A 22,771-nucleotide genomic window follows, 5' to 3' on the forward strand; every position below is an offset into this window, starting at 1 on the left:
GCGGCTAAAGCATCATTCGGGAGGGTAAATTGCTCGAACCTGATATCAGTTATCATTCAACCAATAACTAATGACTAATAACTAATGACTAATAGGCGAATTTGTCAAATAATCCTACTGATTGCGGGGCTATGGCTGGTTTTTGAATTAGCCTCCCGCATTGCAGCAGAAATTCTCTGGTTTCAGGAAGTTGGATATCTTCAGGTTTTTCTGTTAAAGCTGAAAACTCAAGGGTTGTTGGGGACGATCGCAATTGCTGTTTCTTCTGTCTTTTTGCTGGGAAATTTGGCTTTAGCCCGCCGCCTGCAACATCCCGCAGAGGAAATGAAATCGCCGGTTGTGGAGGCGCTATTCACTTCACTGGGGGCGAACAAAACGGGGAAGAATATCGGGAGGAATTACGAAATACCTGTTGCTAAATCCCAAATTACCTTTTCCTGGCTGCTGTTAGCAGTATTCGGATTGAGTTCGCTCACAACTTTTATAATAATTCACTGCGGGCTGTTAGCTGCAAATAGCCTCACCTATTTCGGTATAGCGGGGAATTTACCTCCACCGCCCGTGCAGTTGGGAATTGAGTCAATCCAGCATGGGGCGGTGCAGCTATTTTCTCGCTGGTGGCAGTTAGGCTTGTTGCTGGGGACAATGTTAGCTGTGGTAATTAAGCCTGATTTGTGGCTGCGGGCGATCGCCATTTTTATCAGTTTAGCGATCGGGCTTATTGCCACCAGTCGCTGGACAAATGTTTTGCAATATTTTAACCCTACTAATTTTAATAAAACAGACCCTATTTTCAATCACAATATTAGCTTTTATGTATTTATTTGGCCAATTTTAGATTTGCTAGGATTCTGGCTGACAGTTTTATTTTGGTACAGTTTAGTATCTTGTGCTTTAACATATTTGCTGTCGGGAAATAGCCTGAGTCAAGGGAGATTTTTGGGGTTTTCTCGATCGCAGCAGCGGCACTTGTACGGGTTGGGTGCAGCTTCCATGCTAGCCGTTGCTTTCCGCTATTGGCTGGGGCGCTACGCATTGCTGTATGCGCGGGGAGACGTTACTTACGGGGCAAATTATGCTGACGTGACAGTGCGACTACCCGTCTATGGATTTTTGAGTATTTTGGCGGGGGCGATCGCCGTTTTGATGCTGTGCCAGGTTTACCAATTCAAAATTAAAAATGAACTACTAAAAAAAATTATTTTAGCATGGGTGACTTTAACTCTTGTGGGAGGTTGGCTGCTGCCACAAATTGTGCAGCAACTCATAGTTCAACCCAACGAACTAGCACGAGAACAGCCGTATATTCAGCGCAGTATTGCCTTTACTAAAGAAGCCTTTGACCTCAACACAATCGAAATAAAAACATTCGATCCCGCCGGAAAACTTACTTATGCCGACTTAGAAAAAAATCAACTTACTATTAGCAACATCCGGCTATGGGACAAGAGGCCGCTGCTGCAAACCACCCGACAGTTACAGCAAATTAGACCATATTATACATTTCCTGATGCCGATATCGATCGCTACACAATCAAAAATGAAAAAGCGCAAAAGGGAGATTCGGACAGCCAACAAGTGTTTCTGGCAGCGCGGGAATTAGATTACACAGCAGTTGCCCCCGATGCTCAAACTTGGGTGAACGAACACCTAGTTTACACTCACGGTTACGGCTTTACTCTTTCTCCCGTAAACAGAGTCGGTGTCGGCGGTTTACCGGATTATTTTGTCAAAGATATTGGAGTTGCAGCCCAGAAAGGAGAGACTGCTTTGGAAGTCACTAGCGATCGAATTCGGGCTAGTATTCCGATCGGCTACCCGCGCATTTACTACGGCGAAATCACCGATACAGACGCGATGACGCCCACGAAAGTCAAAGAATTCGACTATCCTAGCGGCGAAGACAATGTTTACAATACTTACAGCGGTAGGGGCGGAATTGCGATCGGTTCTCTGTGGCGGCGCTGGCTGTTTGCTAATTATCTCAAAAATTGGCAAATGGCGCTGACGCGCAATTTTACCCCAGAAACTAAATTACTGTACCGCCGAAATATTAATAAAAGAGTCCGGGCGATCGCTCCTTTTTTGCGCTACGATTCGGATCCGTATTTAGTAGTAGCCAACGCCAATCTTAGCCATGATGATATAGAAAAAGAAAAAGATAAAACTAGCAACAAGATTAAACCTTCACCCTCGGCTACTGATAAATCTCCCAACTATCTTTACTGGATTATCGATGCCTATACAGCGAGCGATCGCTATCCATATTCTGACCCAGGAAAGCATGAGTTTAACTACATCCGTAACTCTGTCAAAGTAGTAATTGATGCCTACAACGGCTCTGTTGACTTCTACGTTGCCTATCCCTCCGATCCGATTATTAACAGTTGGATGGCTATCTTTCCAGGACTCTTCAAACCCCTTGACAAAATGCCTCCGGCTCTCCGAAAACACATCCGATATCCAGTAGATTTGTTGAGCATTCAATCCGAACGCTTGCTAACTTATCATATGGAAGACCCGCAAGTATTTTACAATCGAGAGGATTTGTGGCGAGTTCCCAATGAAATTTATGGCAGCGAACAGCAGCCCGTAGCACCGTATTATTTGATTATGAAGCTGCCAACGGAAACAGCAGAAGAATTTATTTTGCTGCTTCCATTTACACCAGTCAGTCGCAACAATTTAATTGCTTGGATTGCAGGTAGATCTGATGGTGGCAATTACGGAAAATTGCTCTTGTACTTGTTTCCCAAACAGCGATTAGTTTACGGACCAGAACAAATAGAAGCTTTAATTAACCAAGATCCAGTTATTTCCGAACAAATATCTCTCTGGAATCGCCAGGGTTCAAAAGCAATTCAAGGAAACTTATTAGTAATTCCCATTGAACAATCTTTACTGTATGTGGAACCTCTTTACCTAGAAGCAGAGCGCAATAGTTTGCCAACTTTAGTCAGAGTTATTGCTGTCTACGAAAACCGCATAGTCATGGCAGAAAATCTTGAATTGGCACTCAAGGCACTTTTTCAGCAACAATCTACTAATAAATCGGTCATTATTCGACCTGTAGAAGGAACAGCACCAGCTTTAAATAGTGAATGATATCAATTTCGGTGGCACCGACGGTGCCACCGAAAACGATATAAATTACTGCGATTGCTGTTCGCTAGCAGCCTTAATATCCTGCCACCAAACATGGACATAGGGCCACATCAATCTCTCGTCTGCTCCAGAATCTAGTTTCACAGTCACCTCATAACGGTCAATATGCGTGAGTTCGCCAGTTTTGCCATTCAAATACAATTGTTTGGGATTGTCGGTGATAATTTCTACCCTTTGATTCAACAGTGGTCGCATTTGAGTAGAAGAACCCTGAAACGGATTTTGGCCTTTGAGCACATAGCCACCAATCAAAGATAAGTACATTAAAGCCAGGAAAAATACCGTCAATAAACCCACAATTCCCAGGTTTTTTTGTGGTGAAAAACTGGTATAAACGCTCGCATATCCTACGCTCATAGTTCCAAAAAACAACAAATTTGGCAGGTACAGCCCATCTTCCAGAAACACGCTACCAAAAAGCATCAGGGCTACCTGAAAACCAAATAATGCAGCCACCCAACTCCACCCAGTTAACAATGATGCAGATAGTAGCCAACTCATTGCTAGAGTAAGGGCGATGGCCATTGCTATTGCCCCAAGTGGTGCTGCATAATCGTACTGTCTGAAGGGAAGAAGAACAAAAAATACTAAAGCATATGCAAAACCCCCAAAAGCCAGCGCTAATCCACTAATTATTTCGTTCCCGTTCAGCATGGCAAGGAATTTTTAGAGCACTAAATTGAAGCGTTCGCCTTCTGTTGTGATAGTAGCCGTTGAAAATTCCCAGCGGACTAATGCCAGACATTCTAACCGTAGGGTGCGCCACAAGAACCTTACCGCTATATTTAGGGGAGGGAATTCATTTGTGAACCAAGCGTGCTATTCCAGTTTCCCAAGGTGCAAGATTAACGATGACCGAAAGCACCAATCAGCCACATCAGAAAGTGAAATTTTCAGAAAACCAGATTATTTAGGGTCGATCGACTTAACAAATTGTTGCACAGGCTGTGGTAGAGCCGGCACAAAAGTCTTTCTAAAACCCCTAACATCGAACACTCGCCACAAAATACCTACCGCTACCGTCAAGAAAAATAACGCTCCCAAAAAATTGAACACAGTAGACAGAAAACCGCTGTCCCTTTTTTTCGGAGGTGTAATATGTTTCATGCGATATACAGCCGGCTCGTAATCTCTCGCCTCCTCGCGATTACGCCGCGGTGTTTTGGGCCGCGAACTCGCACTGCGGCTCTCAGTCAAACCCGTTTTATTAGTTTTAGTAAAACTGCTGGGCGAGTTTAGCTCAGAAGCGCCGCGGGTTCCCGTTAACTTACTAGCAGAAGCCCCCGTGTGACCAACAGCAGCATCCTGAATTCTGCTGTTATGGCGCTGAGTCGATTTGCGTTCGGCGAGGGTACGCATCAAACTTTGCAATTGCTGAGTCGCCGCCGGCGGGCGTTCCCCTTTCCTCGCCCAATTTAACAGCATCGCCCCGGTAATCCCGCAGAGATTCGTAGCGCCTACAGAAGCCAGCCGCTTCAGCAGAGGCTGGCTGTTGGACACAAAAATCACCAATGCGTCCGGGTGTTCTTGAGCCAAACCGTAAACGCACTGAGCCGTCGCCACCACCAGCATTGCTGGCTTGCTTTGATTTTTGATCGAAGGTTCGAGAGCGCGGTGTGTTTCCTGAGCGTCAGTTGCAATCCAGCCGCTGTCGGCAAAAAATCGCATAAACTCTCTAGCTACTTGCTCTTGAGCTTTTTCCACCGCTTGCCCTGTCAGACGATCTATTTCGTCGTACACTACTTCTGGGATATAGCAAGTTCCCACCTTCGCATATTCTTGCCAAACTTGGGTTCGGCCAGTCATTAAAACATCTGCATCAAAAGTTACCAATACAGGAGGAAGTTGATTAGCCATGACTGTATCCTATAGGCTCAGATAACTTATTTAAACTTAATCGATCGAGTTTAAACAAATTTTGGGTTGTAAAAAAATCAACTTTTGGTAGTAGATAAATTGCCCTGGGCGCTGGTATTAATGGGAAATTAGTAGTTAGGAACCCGATCACCCTTCAGTTACCAGTTCGATCGCTCAATTCCTATATTCCACTAATTTACCGCAACCCAAGAGCCTATTACCAAAGGTGCCCGACTACTGCTAATTCCCTATTCCCAGACGGCCAGCCAAAGCCGGAGTCAACGGCAACAGCGCAGCAATCATCAAGAACAAAGCTAGCAAACCCAAAGCCGCGCGAGCGTCGTCAGGCTCAGTCAGCTCGTTGAGGCTCGGCCGCTCCAGATTCCGCTGTAAAATCAGAATCACGATCGCCCAATACAGAGCCAAAGGATTAACTAAAGAAACGATCGCCAGCACCACAAAAGTCGCCAAAGTAGTGCGACTGGCTATTTTCCGACCGTAGATGGCTTGCACGATTCTACCGCCGTCCAACTGTCCCGCCGGCATCAAATTAATCGCCGTTATTACCAAGCCCAACCAACCGATAACTACCAGCGGGTGAACGTCAACAATCTGCTGCTGCAACGCCGAACCCAAAACCACTTTTGCCAAAGTTCCCACCAAAACCGAGCCCTTGAAAAATTCTGCGGGAATTTGGAACAAACTGCCGGGGTGAGACAGCAGCAAACCCGTTACCAGCATTAGCACAGAAACTATTCCCCCAGCCGCTGACCCGGCAAAAGCGATGTCAAACAAAACTTTACGGTTGGGTAGCAGCGACTCAAAACGGTCGATCGCTCCAAAACAACCTATCTGCAAAGTTGGTATAAAAAACGGCCAACTCAAGCCAACCTTGTACCGATTTGCCAGCACTCGGCGAGCAATTTCCCCAGATCCTAAAACCGCCCAAATTCCCGCTGCAATTGGCAGAACTTCTAGATATCTAGCGGGCGAGTTAAAGAAATCGAAACTTAGCAGCAAACCGCCTGTCTCTAAGCTAGTAGCAATTGTTGCCAGCAGCAGCACGACTGCTAGGATTTTTTGAGACACGGTTGTGGGCTGCGGGTCGTTGGTGCTGGGCAAGATAATAACTACGGGCTTCTCGTCCTGATTTTCTACTAAAAATAGACGGTAGCGATCGTTTAATTTTTCTTCCAAACTTGCCGTCAAACGTGAGTGTACTTGTTCTGGGTCTCCTCGGAGATTGCCTTTGAGAATTACCCCATCTTGATAGGGAATCGTTTCTGTGGCAAAGAAAGTATCAATTCCAAAGATGCCTTGAATTGCCTTGAGGTCTTCCACCGGAACGGGAATTATTTCTGATTCATTATTCGCAGGCGACGAGGTGACGATCTTAATGGTTTCTGGGCCTGGTGGTCGCTGCGACTCAGGAGCCGAGAAAGCATCGCTTTGGGATTTTACCTCAGCAGCATCCGGCCGCGGCAGCACTGTATCAGATGCAGCCTTACGCAATTGCCGGCCCAGATAAATGTACAATCCCGTGGATGCCACTAGCAGCAACAATACCGCAACTAGATTGAGGTAAATTCCGGCAGCGAACAAACCAAAGAACAGCAGCCAGGGACTCATCAGCGCAACAGACTGCAACCAAGCCAAAATTCCCAGTTTGCCAAAAGGTCTGGCGCGATAAAATCCCCAACCCAGAATTCCCAGAGCGACCAATACGAGCGCAATTGTTGCCGTATTTTCCGATGCAACTATAGGCATTCCGGTTGCTTGCGCCAATAGGGGCTTTAATCGGTCGATCGGGCTGCGGTCGAGTAATAGCATTAAATTTTGGGGAACATGAAATAGAGTTGTTGGGAACATATCCAAACCTGTCGGAAACTAGCCTGATTACTAAGGATAACCTCTGAGGGCTACTCGGCCCACAACCTGCTGCTGGTGCTGTTTGAACATCGCAGGATCTAGTCTATTGACACAATAGACCTTTTATGATACCACATCGGCTGTGTCAAACCTATACTCAGAAAGGTAGCAGTGTCGATCGCCCATAAGCAGGAAGATTCGCCCAGTTTGGCAGGTGGGGCTTTTGCTTAGGATTTGTTTTGGATGCCCGAAATCCAAAACAAATCCGAAGCAAATAATATCTCAGCCTCTCTTTTCTTGGCAGGAGAAAACTGCTGAAACCCTTGATATCATTAAATTTGTGTAACGGGTACGGCAGGACTTGAACCTGCGGCTCGCTGCTTAGAAGGCAGCTACTCTATCCAACTGAGTTACGCACCCAACTCAAAAATTGCTAACAACATTATTGTATCGGTGCAGTGTGCGATCGAGCAAGTAAATTATTTGATGACTTACGCAGAAACCGCTTTTATCTAGAAAAATATGGCTTGCAGCGCGATGGTTCGGGAAAAAAACCAAGATGATGAGAGTGTCTTTGCCTTCAAGACTGTATCTGACAAAAGCTGGAGGGACTCACCTGCAAACCGCATAATTGTCAATTTACAATCAAAACTAGGTAGGACGTAAACTCGGGTAAAGTATTTAGAGGTCGAGTTGAAACCCCAATATTTGGTCGCTCGGATATCTCTCCCCAAATTAAGCTGGAACTCAGACAGCAAAAGAGTCACAGGTGCTTTTTCCCAGATGTCTATGGGTTATGTTAACCTCGCCTAGTGGCAAAGCCTAAAACGCTGACCGCATTACCGAAAAACCAGAACTCGTCCCCTGATTTGAGGTATGAGCTGAGTCAGAATGACTAATTTGCTGATATTGAGTTATGTTGGCTAACATTATGCTCGACTTGATATTTGATAAAAATGTGGTAGAACTAGGATTGAAAGACTCAGGTGAAAATCCCTGATGGTACGGAGCCTCTATATAAGCTTCCTCTACGGCATCAAAGCAAAACAGTCAATCGCCTGCTCGGCACGAGCGAGAAAATCAAGCGTTGCCAGTACAGCAGTCGTAAATTCTGCGCGGGGGATTTTCCTTCGTGCATAGATTTATACGCCAAGGCAGAGAGACAATCTCAGCTTAGATATTTGTTAGCATTTGTTAGCAAAAAAGTATCGGAACGCTTGAGAAGAGAACCATCTCTGGGTGATCGGGAGCAATCCTGCTAATTTAAGTGGACTCGCTGAATCAAGAATCCCCTCGCCTTTAGGCATCGGGAGTGTCAAAAGCACAGCACCTCGGCCATGACAGGAGTCAAATCGCAGTGTCATGTTTATTCTGAAACGGCAGGATGTTGAAATAACCAATTTTCAACACCCAAAACGGGATCAACAAATTCCCATTCTCAATTATCAGGGGCAGACTTTTCGCCTGATCAGCGCCTTCAACGGCAAACAAGCAGAAGACGCCAGAGCCTTGTGGCGGGACTTAACCGACAACCGAGGCAAAGCCTGTGTTCTGCTAGAAGAGCCCGATCGATATAGCGTCTGGGGAAAAGTCCGTTTAGATCAGCTTGCCGGTGAAGAACCGGCAGGGAATGAAGCAGCCAAAGCGCCACTGTTCGCGCAGGCTTGTCTGCTGCTACTCCAAGCTGTTTACTTCGATGTAGAAGACCTCTTAGGTGCAAGGCAAGCCACATCGTTTCAGAAAGATATCGCCAAGGTATTTCAGCAGGGAAACTTCCCCCAGGCAGACTCCCCGGATGCGATAAAAAACTGGCTAACCGTTAGTCCCTTGCAAACTCACAAGGTGCCTCCTTGGCAAGAGCAGCATCTCAAAACCTTATTGCAAGAACTCCACCGCTTGGGCAAATCATATTTTGGCAATACGGACTTCGCGGAGGGAGTGAGCGATGTGCTGCAAGATATGCCAGCACCGGATCGGACTCAGTTTCTAGATTGGCTGAAACAATCAGCCCTCAACAAGTTGTGGATCGCAGGATAGAAAATCTGTGACAATTTCTCAGAGAATTGGATCCAGATAATTCAGCTTAGATAATTGCACTGTAGGGGGTACGCGATATACAAGTTGGATTGCCAACTTGTATTGACAACCAAATTGTTGATTCGGTTTGGATGCCACCTATGGTCTGGCAATTTAACTCAGTTTCGATCGCATTTCCCACTCACAATCATTGATACGAGTGGGGAAGAGTGAAAGCAAAAAAACAGCTCCCTCAACCTTTGAGGGTATAATTTCAGAGATAGATTTGGTACTGTAAAAACCTTAATGGTGGAGACATCTACCGTATATCTATCATTATATTTCCGGGTACAAGATCGACTAACGACTAATTTATTGAATTAGTAAATAGAGATTATTCTTGCTTAGTCTTTCTATAGTGTACGAGGGCAAAAGTCCCGACGACACACTGAAGACGCCAGTTATTCCGGAAGCGTCAGATCTAGGTTTTTTAAGTTTTTTTGGCGAAAGAATCCTCATCTACAATCAAAGATTGAGATGGGGTCAGTTCAACCGCTAGTTAGGTCTCGTGGAATCCCTATGAGTAGCACTTCAGAAAAGTCATCTACATCTTCATCTTTACTGTCAGCTCAGACCCTAGTGATTGCAGGAATTGTCTGGGCTGTCATGGCGCTGCTGTTTTTTTTGCTGTTCAGCGTCCCCCTCTCTGCAGAAGAGGGTTTACCTCTGTGGTACTCGATCGGCACTTATATTTTTGAATGCGGAGCATACTTGGGAGCGGCTTTAGTCTGTTTTAGAAACTGGCAAAGCCCCCACATGGTCAGTGGGCGCAACGTCTGGCTGGGCATAGGTCTGGGGATGCTGTTCTATTTCATAGCCGGCGTGCTGTTCGGGATTTGGGAACTCTATTTCGGGTTAGACCCGGACGTGTCTCCAGCAGATGCGTTTTATCTGGCCAGCTATGTGGTACTTATCGGGGGCATGGTTGTAGCTGTGACTTCCAAGCGGCTGAATCTAGAAATTTGGCAGTGGGCTTTGTTAGCGGGAATTGCAGCCTTCGGGATAGCTGTAGCTATTTGGGTTGCTGCACCTGACTCTTGGAGGGCCCAGCTAGGAATGGCTCCGGCAGCCACTCAAGAAGAAGTAGTGACATCTGCACCAGCAACCGCTGCCACAGGAAGAGCGCCTGCTTTGGAAAATTCGTCTAAGTTACAGGCAAAAGCAGACGCGACCGATGCTGCATCAGCACCCGAAGAAGAAGAAGAAGCAGAAATCAAAGCTCCCGCATGGGTGATGGCACTTGACAAGCAACTGGCGCCTCACAAAAACGCAATCAATTTGTTTTACATCGTTGGGGATGTTTTTCTGCTGATTATTGCTACTGCATTGCTGCTGGCGTTTTGGGGAGGACGTTTTTCACAATCTTGGAGAATGATTGCGGCTGCAACTTTTTCGCTTTACATCGCAGATATGTACTTTAAATGGCGCGATACTCAGGCTGAGGGTAGTTATCAAAGCGGCAGTTTGCTGGAAGTCTTTTTTGTTTTCAGCGCCATCCTGTTCGGCATTGGAGCTATCTTGGAGCATGACATCTCAACCCGTTCTCGCCAGAGCAGGCGCAGTCGTCGCGCAGCCTAGCGATTTCAGATTAGGGTTGCTTTGGTAAGCGATGGGGACGCGAAAGCTTTTTTGCCCTTGTCGGCATCTCTGGGCTTGAAATCGAAAATCAAAAATCATAGTTCGCTGACTGCTAGCCTGCGTCTTTTCACGTCTTTTTGCTGGAAAACTTGGCATGACGCCTACAAAACTCTCCGATTCCGATAAACGCGAACTCATCAGGCTGTACCGGCAGTCTAACGAGAATACTATCACTCTGGCAAAGCGCTACGGAGTGAGCAGTTCGACTGTGAGGCGCATCATTCAGGGGGCTTTGTCGGAGCCGGAATACGAATTTCTAGTGCAGCAAAAACAAAAGCGTTTGTCCGATCGCAGCAGTGTTTCTGAACCGACAGAGGCGACTACTGAGTCGTCGGCAGATGGCGAAACCGATCCTGTAGCTGTCCCCCTGTCGGAGTCAGTCCCTGTCCTGCCGTCAGCCTCAAATTCGAGACCGACAATCCGAAAGCGTTCTAACTCAGTCCCTGAACCAGTTGCAGAACCCGAAACTCGAGGCAATGTAGAGTCTGATTTAGATGTTTCTGATTTGCCAGATGTCCAAGCCACCCATCTTGCCGATCGAAGCCACCGCGCCGTTGTGACTGGTGAACTAAAGGCAATGCTGCCAGCAGAAGGGCTGCTGGCAGGTGAAGACTTTAGGGATTTCGAGGACGACGAGGATGATGAGGATGATGATGAGGATGAAGAGGATTTAGATGACGACTTCGACGAAGATGTAGAGGATGAAGACTCTCTGTTTGAAGGCAGTCTCCTGGGTTCACTATCGTCGGGCGAGTCGATCCTCTTCGAGGGCTTCGCTAACGAGCTTCGGGGTACAGGACTGATTCAAGTTTTGCCTTTAAGCGAAGCATCTCTGCCCAAAATTTGTTATTTGGTGGTCGATCGTGCGGCAGAGTTAATCACTAGACCTCTAAAAGCTTTTGGCGAACTCGGTCAAATTCCGGCGGCGGAAATTCGCGAGAAAACCCTGGCAGTGTTTGACAATCACCGAGTTGCCCGCCGATTTGCTACTCGCAATCAAAGAGTTTTCAAGATTCCTGACAGCAGTATGCTGCAAAAAGCAGCGCCTTATTTGCGAGCTAAGGGAATTACTCGATTGCTGATTGACGGTCACGTATATTCCCTCTAAGGGATCAAATCTATTTAATATTGTACGGTGTCGGATTCTTCTGGATTTGCCTGAAATTTAGGACGCGAGTTTTGGGAATCTGAAAGGTTCCACAGCGGTTGCAGTAGCGCACCTCCGATAAGTCCTGCACTCAGGCTCATTGCCAATACTACTCCTACGGGCATTTGTATCGATTGAAAAAAGATAAAGTTTAAGGATACGGGGGCAGCGTTCTGCACTGAAATAATGCCGATCGCGCTTACTAAAATTGCTACTAAAAAACTAATGGCGAGCAGAGGAATTGTTTTCATAAACCGGTTGACAGGCTAGTAATTTAACTTGTATACTTTTTTATAATTCCAATATGTGTAAAATTTTTATTTTTGCAACCATCCCATTATATAATAGTCTACAATACGATTAGGGGAAAAGTCAAGTAGATGCGGAAAAATAGAGGATTTTTTTAATTAATTAAAAATTTAACAAACATAAACAAATTGACACTTCCCAAACTTAAACAAATCCAAGTGTATTGCAAATCTATAACTGACCCAGCAGTTATCAAAAATACGTAAGGTGCGCTTCGGCGCACCTCACAATCCCAAGCGCTAGGGGAAAAACCCCCGTTGGAATAGGTAAAAACTTAAACAGGTTCTAACTGGGAAATTACCTTTTCCATGTGTTGGGCAACTTGGCTTTCTTTTTCCACAGAATTGGTTTCCATGTAAACGCGCATCAAAGGTTCGGTTCCCGAAGGTCGCAGCAGTACCCAGCCACCGTCTTCAAGATAAAGTTTAATCCCGTCTTTGCGGCCGATTTCCTTAACGCCGATACCTGCTATTTCTGTGGGGGGATTCTTGGTAAAAGATTCCAAAACGGCTGCTTTGTGGGCTTCTTCTAGGTGCAAATCCAAACGTTTGTTGTACAGGGGGCCGTTGGCTTCTTTAATGGCTTCTTCGACTAGCTGAGAAAGCGGTTTGCCTTCATAGGCGATCGCCTCGGCAACTAGCATATCAGCCAAAATCCCGTCTTTTTCGGGGATGTGACCCAAAACGCTCAAACCGCCCGACTCTTCGCCACCGATGAGTACCGCAGTTTCCCGCATTTTTTCGCCGATGTATTTAAAACCGACTGCGGTTTCGTAGATTGTTAAACCATACTTGGTGGCCAAATTGTCCAGCAAGTGGGTAGTTGCGACTGTACGGACGATCGCCCCAGTCAATCCTTTATTCTTAACCAAGTGACGCGCCAGCAGCAACAGTACAGTATTTGGAGTCAAGACATTTCCCAACTCGTCAACAATACCAAAGCGATCGCTGTCGCCATCGGTAGCTAAACCCAAATCCGCCGAATCCTTCTTAACAGCTTCCACCAACTCAACTAACTGTTCCCCCTTGGGTTCGGGCATTCCGCCACCAAACAGCACGTCGCGGTAGGTATGAAAACTTTCGACATCGCAGCCGCAGTGTTCCAAAACGCCGTCGAGATAGCCGCGAGAAGTCGAGTAGAGAGCGTCGTACTTCACCTTCAACTTAGCAGAGCGAATCCGCTCCACATCGATCAAAGTATAAAGAAACTTGAGATATTCGGGTTTCGGGTCAAAACTGGAGATTTTATCGTTGTGGCTGCCTTTGGCTGGGGCATCAGAAGCACCAGCAATATTGGCCACAATTGTATCAGTAATTTCCGGGGTGGCTGGGCCCGCGTAGTCGGGGATGTATTTGATGCCACAGTAAGGTGCGGGATTGTGGGAAGCCGTGAACATCAGGGCTCCTGCGGAGTTGAGATGCTTGGCGCTGTAGGCGATGACTGGTGTGGGGCAATCTCGATCGACCACTTTCACCGTCCATCCCAAATCTGCCAATACTTCCGCCGAGGTGCGGGCGAACTCGTCTGCCAGAAAGCGGGTATCGTAGGAGACTAGAACTGGACGGTCTTTGGTGTAAGCGGTTTCTAGGTAACTGGCGATCGCCCGGGTGACTTTTCGCACGTTGGCAAACGTAAAGTCATGGGCAATCAGTCCCCGCCACCCATCGGTTCCAAACTTAATTTCAGTTGAATTGCTGCTAGCGCTCATTTTATCCACTTCCTCTCGTCCTACTAATCCTACCCGAAGCCATAGCCTTAAAGACGTACTGGCCGTGCTGTTTGTGAGGATTGATCGCCCGTGGGGCCCGCATCAACCTAATCCTCTCGTTGTCGGGACAGGTTTCCGACTCCGACAGAGGACTCGAAACCGCCGGATTTGGCAAAATGTGCCCGCTACCGGGCGAGTCACTCGCTAATTCCGGTTTTGAAGGGTAGGTGGTCGATTCGTTGTCGGGACAGGTTTCCGCCTCCGACAGAGGACTCGAACCCGCCGGATTTGGCAAAATGTGCCCGCTACCGGGCGAGTCACTCGCTAATTCCGGTTTTGAAGGGTAGGTGGCCGATCGAATGGACGACGATCAATTGCGGGCGATTCCCTACGGGATAGCTTCGCTTCACGGGGAAGCTAAACAACTGATCACAAAAAACTGCCCTGGCAATGGCATTAACTAAATGCACATAAATCTGATTCTCATCTCAAATTTAATTTTTTATTTAGAAAAACCGAGCGTTAAATTTGTTGGGGTTTCATAACAATGGTCAGGCTCAAAATACATTTCTAATTGACCTATCGAAATAAATTAACCAAAGTCATCGCTAGATCGTGCTGTAGCCTAGCTTTATTAAGAAATTAGGGCGATCAACCAAAGCGCTCCACAACAAAGATAAAGTATTGCAAGCAGCAGTTTTTTTGAGGCAGACTTGACTTTAATTATTATATTTTAAGACAAATTAAATTTATTTCCAGTCCTCTTTATAGGTCAAAAAAATAAATTAGGATCGCGATCACAGAATGATGGTGATCGATCGCACAATAAATAACGTTATTAACGTGCAACTTATAAAAGATGCAGGCAGTCGAGCGAAATGGCTTATAGCTTTAAGCGTAATGGCTGATGACTGTAAGCGTACAAATGCAGAAAATTGTAGTTAACAACGTTAAAAATTAGGGGAATCGATCGGGTGCGACTTAATAAAAAAACGAGGTTTATCATGACGGGTATTTCACAAATATCTTCAAAATCTTTACCAGCAGCCGACCAACTTCAACAGGGCGCAAGTCAGGCGCCCCAAGGTATTACCGGACTGGACACTGACAAACTCCCAAAAGCTAAAGGTGTCAGCGTTTCTTCCTTCGCAGTTAGCTGGGCAAAAAAATATTACAGTACAGTTGCCGCACGAGAGAACCAAGCGCCACGCCAAATTCTCCCAAGCCTGGATTTAACTAATTTTGACGGAAATAGATCCCAAATAGTTGATAAATTGACAGATACCCTGAAATTAGCCAGCCAGATAGCTTGGAGTAGAGTAGAAGCTCTTTTAGAGACACAAATAGAGCGACACGCTATCGATCCAAGTTTAATTAATCCTTTAGAAATTGCCGCCGATTCTCGCACATTATATCGGAAAGCAATAGACGCTTATGCGGATAGAGAAGCTGTTTTCCGCTTATCAGTGCTGGTGGGAAAAGATATTATCAAAGTGAGGCGAAAATACTCAAAGACAGATCCGTTAGTGCTGGGATTTGTGACAATGGAGTTTCAATACACTAGCAAAATATTGTTAGGATGTCTTTCGGAATCAGAGAGAGCGGAATTTGCGCCCTACTTAAAAGTTGTAGACGACTATCTGCACATTCCCTACGGAGAGATTAACGAGGCGGCGGCGAATCAGCCCTCGAATTCAAGAGCTCTATTAGCCGTTCAGCATTTGTTCCAGCACACGACTCAGATTGCTAGTGCAGTGTATGAGCGAGCTAGTGCCCAGCATCAAGGATACCGCAGCAGCAGCGGGTATTTGAGCGATCACGAGGTAAAAATTTCTGGTATCCGAGATGTCGAGATTTTTCAAAGCTATTTGTGCTGGTGCGTTTTGGAAGGTAGCATTCACCCGGTACAGCAAGAATTGTTTCCAATTTGCGTGATGTTGTATCCGAAACTTCATGTAAGTTGGGAGTTAGTGCAGGATATGTTGCTGATTTTGTTTTGGGAAATATGCGAGCGGCTTCCTGCTGAAGATTTAACGGTATTTGTACCTTACTTGCGTACTTTGACGGAGATGTTTTCCAGGGATGTGTTTGATAATTAGGGAATTGGGCATAGGGCATAGGGCATAGGGCATAGGGCATGGGGTCGAAAAGCGGAACTATCGCCGAGGGATTTGGCATTGGGAATTGCCAATCTCTATTTAAAACTCCAAGCTGCCACTGCCAAACATCCCCAACCAACAATAAAAGCCACTCCCCCCAGCGGCGTAATTGCACCCAGCCATTTGATGTCGCTCAAACTCAGGGCGTACAAACTGCCTGAAAAGATGAGAGTGCCGGCAATAAAAGCCCATCCAGCGACTGCAAAAAAGGTTTGAGACTCTTGGGCGCGGCTCAAGAGTAAAGCAACGAGTAATAGAGCCAGGGCATGGTACATTTGATATCGGGCGCCGGTCTCAAAAATGGTTAAAGCTCGATCGCTCAATTGATTTTTCAAAGCGTGGGAAGCGAAAGCACCGCCTGCAACGGATAAACCTCCGAATACCGCTGCGACTGCTATAAAAATACGAATTAAAATTAGCGTTGACATAATATTTATTGAATTGGGAAGAAGGAAGTTCGGCAACGAGCAATGTACGGGATGTAACGGATGTAACGGATGTCATTCCGAAGGAAGAAGGAAGAAGGAAGAAGGAAGAGGAAAAAACATCTAATTGTTGATATCGAAGGTGCGCGCTGCGTGCCGTCTTTGTCATTGCCAGCGGGAGCGAAGCAATCGCAGAGTATGGAAATTCACTTGCCTAACTTTGGTAAGGGAAGGTGCGCTAGGCGCACCCTAGGCTGATGAGAAATTAGCTTTCTTGTAGATATTTTTAACCTATTTCCGCACAGCTTCCAACAAGCGAGAATAGTAAAAGCTAGTGCTAGTCATCGCTGTTCTGTTAATAACAAAACCATTGTTTTCTAGGATTTTGATAATATCAGCTTCGCGGTGCTGGTAAGCCCGGGTAGTTTTGCTCGGGCCGGGGAAAAGTTCACCAATTTTTTTGAGGGCGGTGAGTGCTAAGGTTTTGGGTGCAAAACTAAGAATTAGTCGAGATTCGGCGATCGAACTCAGGTGAGCGATCATTTCTGCCGCCTTATTTTGAGGATAGTGGATTAGCACATCCAAACAAATCACTGTGTGGAATTTGCCGGTTAAGGCTTCCAAATCTTGGGCAGCGAAGGAGATGTTGTATAGCTTGCCGGGAACTGCTGTCGATCGATCGTAAGCTTCTGCTACCATCTTTTCAGAGATATCGCTAGCGCAAACAATTGCCCCAGCGTCAGCCAGAGGAATGCTCAGAGAGCCTACACCGCAGCCAGCATCGCAGACACAAAGCCCAGGCAAATTGCCGTCAGCTTGCAGCCATTCGATGACTGTATCCACCGTTTTCTGGTGCCCGGTGCGGATATCTAGCTGAACTTTATTGACTTTCCCCTCGCCGTAAATTCGCTGCCAGCGATCGAATCCCGTCGAGTTAAAATACTGTCTAACTATAGTCTTGTCGTCTACCAAATTCATCGATCTGCCTGCTGCTGATTTATTGCCAACGGTTAGATATTATATAGCAATCCGGTTCGGAAAATGTGCAACTTCCAACAACCGATTTTAGATTGGCGATTTGAGATTTTAGATGAAAACGGCACATCTAAAATCTCAAATCGATCGGGTAATACCAGTTCGCACATTCCCACTTCTTAAATTCTTTAATTTAAAATGGTATAACAGGTTAAAATAACCGATGCCAAGTCAATTGCTTTGTCGCAGCATTTAAATTCCAGCGCAACAATTGACTTGCCGATTTGCCAATAATTCCCGAAATTCCGATCGCCCTTCTCGGAGATTCAGTTGCCAAGGCGATCGCACTTTCGGCATCGCAAATTCCCCACTCCACCAAATTCTGAACTCCCGCCAACAGCGGCAGAGTAGTACCTGCCAAAGTAGCACATTCCAGGGCCGAGTGATAATCTAATCTTACCCAAGCTGTACCTTTTCTGACTTCAATTTGTCGGGAATCCCAAGGATAAACACCGTCAGGCAAACCCAAGGGAGCCAAAGCATCGCTCACTAAAAAAACGCCTTTTTGATACCTACCAGCGCGTAGCAAAAAATCAATCATTGTCGGAGAAACGTGCTTCCCGTCAGCAATTAAACCGCATTTTACGCCCGGATAAACAATTGCCGCTCCCAACAAACCCGGTTCTCGGTGGTGCAAACTCGGCATCGCATTAAAAGCGTGAGTTACCATTGAAGCTCCCCGCTCAAATGCTTGTTGAGCTTGCTCTGCCGTCGCTTGGGAGTGTCCAAGACTGACGGAAATTCCCAAACTTTGCAAATAGGAAATGACTTCACCAGTGCTGTCTAACTCCGGCGCTAAAGTAATTATTTTGACAATATCGGCACAATCTCCTAAAACTTGCTTGACATTTTCTATAGTTAGCGGTAGCAAAAACTCAACTGGGTGAGCGCCTCGCTTCTGGGGGTTGAGAAAAGGGCCTTCGAGGTGAACGCCGATAATTTCCGCTGTTTTGGCTTTATTGGTTGTGGCAACAGTAGTTTGTACAGTGCGGATATAATCAGCTATAGTCGATAGCGATCGCCTAAACTTATCCACCGAAGTTGTCACCAAAGTCGGCAAAAAAGCATCCACTCCCTGATTCCACAAAAATTGACAAATTTTCGGCAAAATTTCAATATGCTTGCTTTCTAAATCAGGAAAAGCAAAACCGAGGGCCCCGTTAATCTGCAAGTCAACACCGCCCAGAGAAAGCCAATCGCCTGCTACATCAAGCACGTGCAAATGGGGAGGACAAATCCGTTTAAATACGGCGTCCATTGGCAAAACTTCTTGAATGATTCCCGTTTCGTCAACAGCAAGCATCTGCAAATCCTTGCAACCGGGGAGGCGAGCATTGAGAATATCTGTGGGTGTGGCAGTTGGGGTTGTAGCTTCAGTCATCCGATTTTAGATTTTAGATTTTAGATTTTAGATTTAATATTCGCTACGGATAAATCCGGTGGCTGGCGATGAGGATGGGGAGCTTTTTGCTTTTTGCTGGCTCCAGGGCTGCTCAGGCGGGGGCTTGTGGCAAAATTGCTTTGAAGGATCAGTTTTGGTACAAAATATCTAAATTTGAGTTAACGCAATCATTTAAAATTAGCATTTATCTGAAATCTCAAATCTGAAAATTTTATGAATCAAGCGACAGTTGGAATTATCATGGGTAGCGATTCGGATTTGCCAACAATGAAAGATGCGATCGCAGTTTGCGAAGAATTCAGTGTTGCTTGCTCCGTGGCGATCGTCTCGGCGCACCGCACCCCTGAGCGCATGGTGGAATACGCCCAAACCGCGCACCAACGAGGCTTGAAAGTCATTATTGCAGGAGCAGGAGGAGCGGCGCACCTTCCGGGTATGGTAGCATCGTTAACCCCCTTGCCCGTAATTGGGGTGCCTGTACCGAGCCGCCACCTGCAAGGGGTAGATTCGCTGTACTCGATCGTGCAAATGCCAGCGGGGATACCCGTAGCAACAGTGGGGATCGGCAACGCTAAGAATGCTGGCTTGCTGGCAGTTCAGATACTGGCAGCTCATCAGCCAGAATTGCTAGAGCGAGTTTTGCATTACCGCAAAACTTTGTCCGAATCTGTACTGAAAAAACAAAATCAACTAGAAGAGCTAGGCTATCATAACTATCTCAATCTCAACAAATAATCCATAAACTTTTGTAGTAAGATTGGAAAGTTTTCCGAATATTGCTGAGCTTACTAGCCGTAAAGAGGGTAAAAGTGATTAAAATGACTGTCGGAAAGAAAAAGTCGAAACAAGTCAGGCGGGAGGCTTTAAATTTGCCAGCAGCTAAATTTTTTACGAAAGTCAACAGGTTGAAGAAGTTATCACGGGCGATCGCCCGCCTCACTCCAAGTTGGCAAGCCTGCATACCTTTAGCTGCAATCATCTTCTTGGTGTGGGGATATGCGGCGGTAGCCCAAACAGCTCCCGCGCCAACCACCGAGGAACAATTAGCAAGCCTTAAGGTGGGCATGGATACCATGTGGGTCATGGTGGCGGGGATGCTAGTGTTCTTTATGAACGCCGGTTTCGGTATGTTGGAAACCGGTTTTTGCCGTCAGAAAAATGCGGTTAACGTGTTGTCCAAAAACTTGATTGTTTTTGCGCTTTCTACAATCGCATTTTGGGCGATCGGCTTTGCCTTAATGTTCAGCAAAGGCAACGCTTTTATCGGCAGCAGCGGATTTTTTCTGTTGAATGTAGCCGACAACAGCCCTGCCACAGGAGAGGCTTATCAAGGCATTTTCGAGTCGCTTAACTGGACGGGAGTCCCCCTCAACGCTAAATTCTTTTTCCAATTAGTTTTTGCGGGAACTGCTGCGACGATCGTTTCTGGAGCCGTTGCAGAGCGAATTAAATTCCTTGAATTCTTAATTTTTAGCTTGCTGCTAGTAGGCATTGCTTACCCGATTACCGGACACTGGATTTGGGGCGGCGGCTGGCTGGCAGACGCAGGCTTCTGGGATTTTGCCGGTTCGACGGTGGTTCACTCGGTAGGCGGTTGGGCTGCTTTGATGGGAGCGGCATTTTTGGGGCCGCGGCTTGGTAAGTACCGCGACGGCGATACTGTGGCGATGCCGGGACACAATATGAGCATTGCCACCCTGGGCTGTTTGATTTTGTGGTTGGGTTGGTTCGGGTTCAATCCCGGTTCGACAATGGCGGTCGATCCAAATGCGATCGCCCACATTGCGATCACCACCAACACCGCCGGTGCCTTCGGGGGAGTTGCTGCAACGATTACTGCTTGGCTGTACCTGGGCAAACCCGACCTTTCGATGATTATCAACGGCATCCTTGCGGGCTTAGTCGGGGTAACAGCGAGCTGCGCTTGGATTAACGTGCCCAACTCTGCCATTATCGGTACGATCGCCGGTATCCTGGTAGTTTTCGCCGTAACTTTCTTCGACAACTTGAAAATTGATGACCCTGTAGGAGCAACTTCAGTTCACTTAGTCTGTGGCATCTGGGGAACTCTGGCAGTGGGCTTGTTTGCTGACGGGCCTACAACTGGACTTTATACCGCAGGCCCGGCAGCCGGATTGCTTGTGGGCGGAGGTTTCGGTCAACTCTGGGCGCAGTTGGTCGGCATTATCTCTGTAGGCGGGATGACCGTGCTGCTGAGTACGATTTTTTGGCTGGCACTCAAAGCTTTGCTGGGTATCCGCGTTTCTGCTTTAGAGGAGGCTGAAGGTTTGGATATCGGCGAACACGGGATGGAAGCTTACACCGGGTTTGTGAAGGAAACGAGCTTGGACAACAGAAGTGAGACCAGCTACGGCGGTTATGGTGGGGGTTCTGGAGGCAAGACTACCAAACTGTAGAGCGTGCAAAGAGATCGACCAATTCAGCTTTCGTGTCCTACATTAGCTATTTATCAGCTAATTCACGCCTTTATTCAGAAAAACCACAATCTGAAATCCGCCTACTTATAAGGAATACCCTGAAAACCCCGTGACTTCAGTCCGGGGATGAAAGGGGGTTGCAGGATTTATCCTGCCTGCTCTCTTTACCCCAGTCGTGAATCTAACATCTCATCTTTTCAATTTAAAAAACTTTCGTGAAAAGTTTTGGACACGACGGGACAGTATGGTAAGCTGAAACAGTCAGGGTTAAACTCCCTTGCCCGAAGTGAAACGGGATATGAGACACACTTTTAGGCATAAACTGGGGGACAAAGTGGGGCGAAAACACTATAAACAGTCGAAACCGAAAATGTAGGTTTCAATCCAGCAAACACAAACTTTTTTACTGGGAATTGTTAAGTAGGGTAGGGCATACCCGAACTCTAGGGAAATATCCTAGTACGCTTTTGGAGATATATCCGCTGGGATGTTTCTGAGTTAAACTCGTCAATTGGTGGTATCCCCACGGTTGAAAGGTTTAAGAATTGCCGCAAGGACAGAACATTTTAAGGTCAGTCCCTGAATTAAGAATCCCCTCAGCTTCAGCCAGGGAAGTGTCAATGCTGTCTATCGTTGTGCTCGCGTTTCAATCTTCCATGCGAACGCGGGCATAATTTTATGTTTAGTTGACCTTTAATGGCTGACATATGGCGTTGCACAATTTGATGATGATTATTGTGGGGTGTCCCGCCTGCTGTGAAAATACACGCCTTCGGGCGAAGAGATCCCATCTGACAAAAAAATCAAAATTATGCCGCTATTATGCAGCGCCTTACATATAGTATTTTCCGATTGCATGAGATGTGCGCCGATAATTGGAAATTGAGAATCTGTAACTAACGAACTTTGCAAGCTGGTGTATTGATTAGAGTTTACCGGCAATTTCTTTCAGTTCTTCAACGATGCGCTTGTTCTTGGGATTCCTGCTGCCATTAAGGCGGGCGGAGACAACAGTGATTATTTCTAGTATATCTTTAGCTAACTCCTCGTCACAGCTAGTATTTTCGGTTTGATTTATAATCACTACCTCTGTCCCAAAGTGTTCGCACAAATTAAAAATTAGTTCAGAACCAAATCTCAGCAGTCTGTCTTTGTGAGTTAATACCAACCTTTCTACTTGATTGTCTGCGATCGCCCGAATTAGATGTTGTAAACCCCCCTTACTGTAATTAACTCCAGAACCTATATCCTCAATGATTTGGAATTGCCACCCCTGAGATGCACAAAACAATTCCAAAACTTGTTTTTGTCTGTCTAAATCATCTTTTTGGTTGTGACTGCTAACCCGAGCGTAAGCAACGGTTAAAGCGCCCTCGCGTTTTAAGCCCAGAAGATGAGCTAGGTCATAGCGTCTGTGACCGTTAGCGGTGCGTTCCGGTATTAGCTTGCCTTCGGCTTCCCACCTGCGTAAGGTGGAAGCACTCACACCTTTAATTTTGGCTGCTTCAGTTATGGTTAATTTTTTCATTTTTGGATTTTAGCA

At 46.4% G+C, this 22,771-nt stretch carries 18 protein-coding genes and 1 tRNA gene; 8 read left to right on the forward strand and 11 right to left on the reverse strand.

All coding sequences use genetic code 11. From position 1 onward, the window contains the following. Window positions 1-84 precede the first annotated feature (84 nt). Window positions 85-3,105, forward strand: a complete 3,021-nt coding sequence (locus tag QUA24_RS18880; protein ID WP_333231231.1) for a UPF0182 family protein — start codon at window positions 85-87, stop codon at window positions 3,103-3,105. A 45-nt stretch (window positions 3,106-3,150) separates the two neighbouring features. On the opposite strand, the gene QUA24_RS18885 is transcribed toward QUA24_RS18880, so the two are convergent. From QUA24_RS18885 to QUA24_RS18900, 4 genes are all read right to left on the reverse strand, one after another. Continuing rightward, window positions 3,151-3,819 carry a hypothetical protein gene (locus tag QUA24_RS18885; RefSeq protein WP_333231233.1) on the reverse strand — a complete coding sequence of 223 codons (669 nt, stop codon included), beginning with the start codon at window positions 3,817-3,819 and terminating at the stop codon, window positions 3,151-3,153. Window positions 3,820-4,071: 252 nt separating this feature from the next. Then, window positions 4,072-5,022, reverse strand: a complete 951-nt coding sequence (locus QUA24_RS18890; protein ID WP_333210355.1) for a hypothetical protein — start codon at window positions 5,020-5,022, stop codon at window positions 4,072-4,074. Between the two features lie 240 nt (window positions 5,023-5,262). Beyond that, window positions 5,263-6,789 (reverse strand): site-2 protease family protein, encoded by a 1,527-nt coding sequence (locus tag QUA24_RS18895; RefSeq protein WP_445242628.1) that lies wholly within the window; start codon window positions 6,787-6,789, stop codon window positions 5,263-5,265. Between the two features lie 448 nt (window positions 6,790-7,237). Continuing rightward, window positions 7,238-7,311, reverse strand: a tRNA-Arg gene (locus QUA24_RS18900). Window positions 7,312-8,253: 942 nt separating this feature from the next. Here QUA24_RS18900 and QUA24_RS18905 point away from each other — a divergent pair. The 3 genes from QUA24_RS18905 to QUA24_RS18915 all read left to right on the forward strand — a co-directional run bounded on the left by QUA24_RS18905 (window position 8,254) and on the right by QUA24_RS18915 (window position 11,713). Next, window positions 8,254-8,928 carry an Npun_F0813 family protein gene (locus QUA24_RS18905; protein ID WP_333083534.1) on the forward strand — a complete coding sequence of 225 codons (675 nt, stop codon included), beginning with the start codon at window positions 8,254-8,256 and terminating at the stop codon, window positions 8,926-8,928. A gap of 558 nt (window positions 8,929-9,486) precedes the next feature. Next, on the forward strand, window positions 9,487-10,545 hold the full coding sequence (locus QUA24_RS18910; RefSeq protein ID WP_333231235.1) for a hypothetical protein: 1,059 nt from the start codon (window positions 9,487-9,489) through the stop codon (window positions 10,543-10,545). Between the two features lie 154 nt (window positions 10,546-10,699). Beyond that, window positions 10,700-11,713 carry a hypothetical protein gene (locus tag QUA24_RS18915; RefSeq protein ID WP_333231237.1) on the forward strand — a complete coding sequence of 338 codons (1,014 nt, stop codon included), beginning with the start codon at window positions 10,700-10,702 and terminating at the stop codon, window positions 11,711-11,713. Between the two features lie 14 nt (window positions 11,714-11,727). Here QUA24_RS18915 and QUA24_RS18920 read toward each other — a convergent pair whose 3' ends face one another. From QUA24_RS18920 to QUA24_RS18930, 3 genes are all read right to left on the reverse strand, one after another. Further along, the gene (locus tag QUA24_RS18920; RefSeq protein ID WP_333081696.1) at window positions 11,728-12,003 is read right to left on the reverse strand and encodes a LapA family protein; all 276 of its coding nucleotides are present in this window, start codon (window positions 12,001-12,003) and stop codon (window positions 11,728-11,730) included. A gap of 332 nt (window positions 12,004-12,335) precedes the next feature. Beyond that, window positions 12,336-13,769, reverse strand: coding sequence for a phosphoglucomutase/phosphomannomutase family protein (locus tag QUA24_RS18925; protein WP_333231238.1), 1,434 nt, complete (start codon window positions 13,767-13,769; stop codon window positions 12,336-12,338). Window position 13,770: 1 nt separating this feature from the next. After that, on the reverse strand, window positions 13,771-14,064 hold the full coding sequence (locus QUA24_RS18930) for a hypothetical protein (protein ID WP_333231240.1): 294 nt from the start codon (window positions 14,062-14,064) through the stop codon (window positions 13,771-13,773). 709 nt (window positions 14,065-14,773) lie between these two features. Between QUA24_RS18930 and QUA24_RS18935 the strand changes: the two genes are divergently transcribed. Beyond that, the gene (locus tag QUA24_RS18935) at window positions 14,774-15,868 is read left to right on the forward strand and encodes a hypothetical protein (protein WP_333231242.1); all 1,095 of its coding nucleotides are present in this window, start codon (window positions 14,774-14,776) and stop codon (window positions 15,866-15,868) included. 95 nt (window positions 15,869-15,963) lie between these two features. Here the strand turns inward: QUA24_RS18935 and QUA24_RS18940 are convergent, their stop codons facing one another. After that, entirely contained in the window at window positions 15,964-16,356 is a 393-nt protein-coding gene (locus tag QUA24_RS18940) for a DUF423 domain-containing protein (protein ID WP_333231244.1), read from the reverse strand. A gap of 8 nt (window positions 16,357-16,364) precedes the next feature. On the opposite strand from QUA24_RS18940, the gene QUA24_RS18945 reads away from it, so the two are divergent. After that, window positions 16,365-16,487: a hypothetical protein gene (locus QUA24_RS18945; RefSeq protein ID WP_333231245.1), complete on the forward strand. Its 123-nt coding sequence runs from the start codon at window positions 16,365-16,367 to the stop codon at window positions 16,485-16,487. A 157-nt stretch (window positions 16,488-16,644) separates the two neighbouring features. Here the strand turns inward: QUA24_RS18945 and bchM are convergent, their stop codons facing one another. Then, window positions 16,645-17,331 carry a magnesium protoporphyrin IX methyltransferase gene (gene bchM / locus QUA24_RS18950; RefSeq protein ID WP_333231246.1) on the reverse strand — a complete coding sequence of 229 codons (687 nt, stop codon included), beginning with the start codon at window positions 17,329-17,331 and terminating at the stop codon, window positions 16,645-16,647. A gap of 208 nt (window positions 17,332-17,539) precedes the next feature. Beyond that, window positions 17,540-18,769 (reverse strand): N-acetylglucosamine-6-phosphate deacetylase, encoded by a 1,230-nt coding sequence (gene nagA, locus QUA24_RS18955; RefSeq protein WP_333231248.1) that lies wholly within the window; start codon window positions 18,767-18,769, stop codon window positions 17,540-17,542. Window positions 18,770-19,003: 234 nt separating this feature from the next. On the opposite strand from nagA, the gene purE reads away from it, so the two are divergent. Then, a complete protein-coding gene (purE, locus tag QUA24_RS18960; protein WP_333081709.1) occupies window positions 19,004-19,525 on the forward strand; it encodes a 5-(carboxyamino)imidazole ribonucleotide mutase in 522 nt (173 codons plus the stop codon). 83 nt (window positions 19,526-19,608) lie between these two features. Continuing rightward, entirely contained in the window at window positions 19,609-21,207 is a 1,599-nt protein-coding gene (locus tag QUA24_RS18965) for an ammonium transporter (RefSeq protein WP_333231250.1), read from the forward strand. 946 nt (window positions 21,208-22,153) lie between these two features. On the opposite strand, the gene QUA24_RS18970 is transcribed toward QUA24_RS18965, so the two are convergent. Then, the gene (locus tag QUA24_RS18970; RefSeq protein ID WP_333231251.1) at window positions 22,154-22,756 is read right to left on the reverse strand and encodes an IS607 family transposase; all 603 of its coding nucleotides are present in this window, start codon (window positions 22,754-22,756) and stop codon (window positions 22,154-22,156) included. Between the last annotated feature and the right edge of the window lie 15 nt (window positions 22,757-22,771).

This window comes from Microcoleus sp. Pol12B5 (assembly GCF_036701335.1).
Lineage (GTDB): Bacteria > Cyanobacteriota > Cyanobacteriia > Cyanobacteriales > Microcoleaceae > Microcoleus.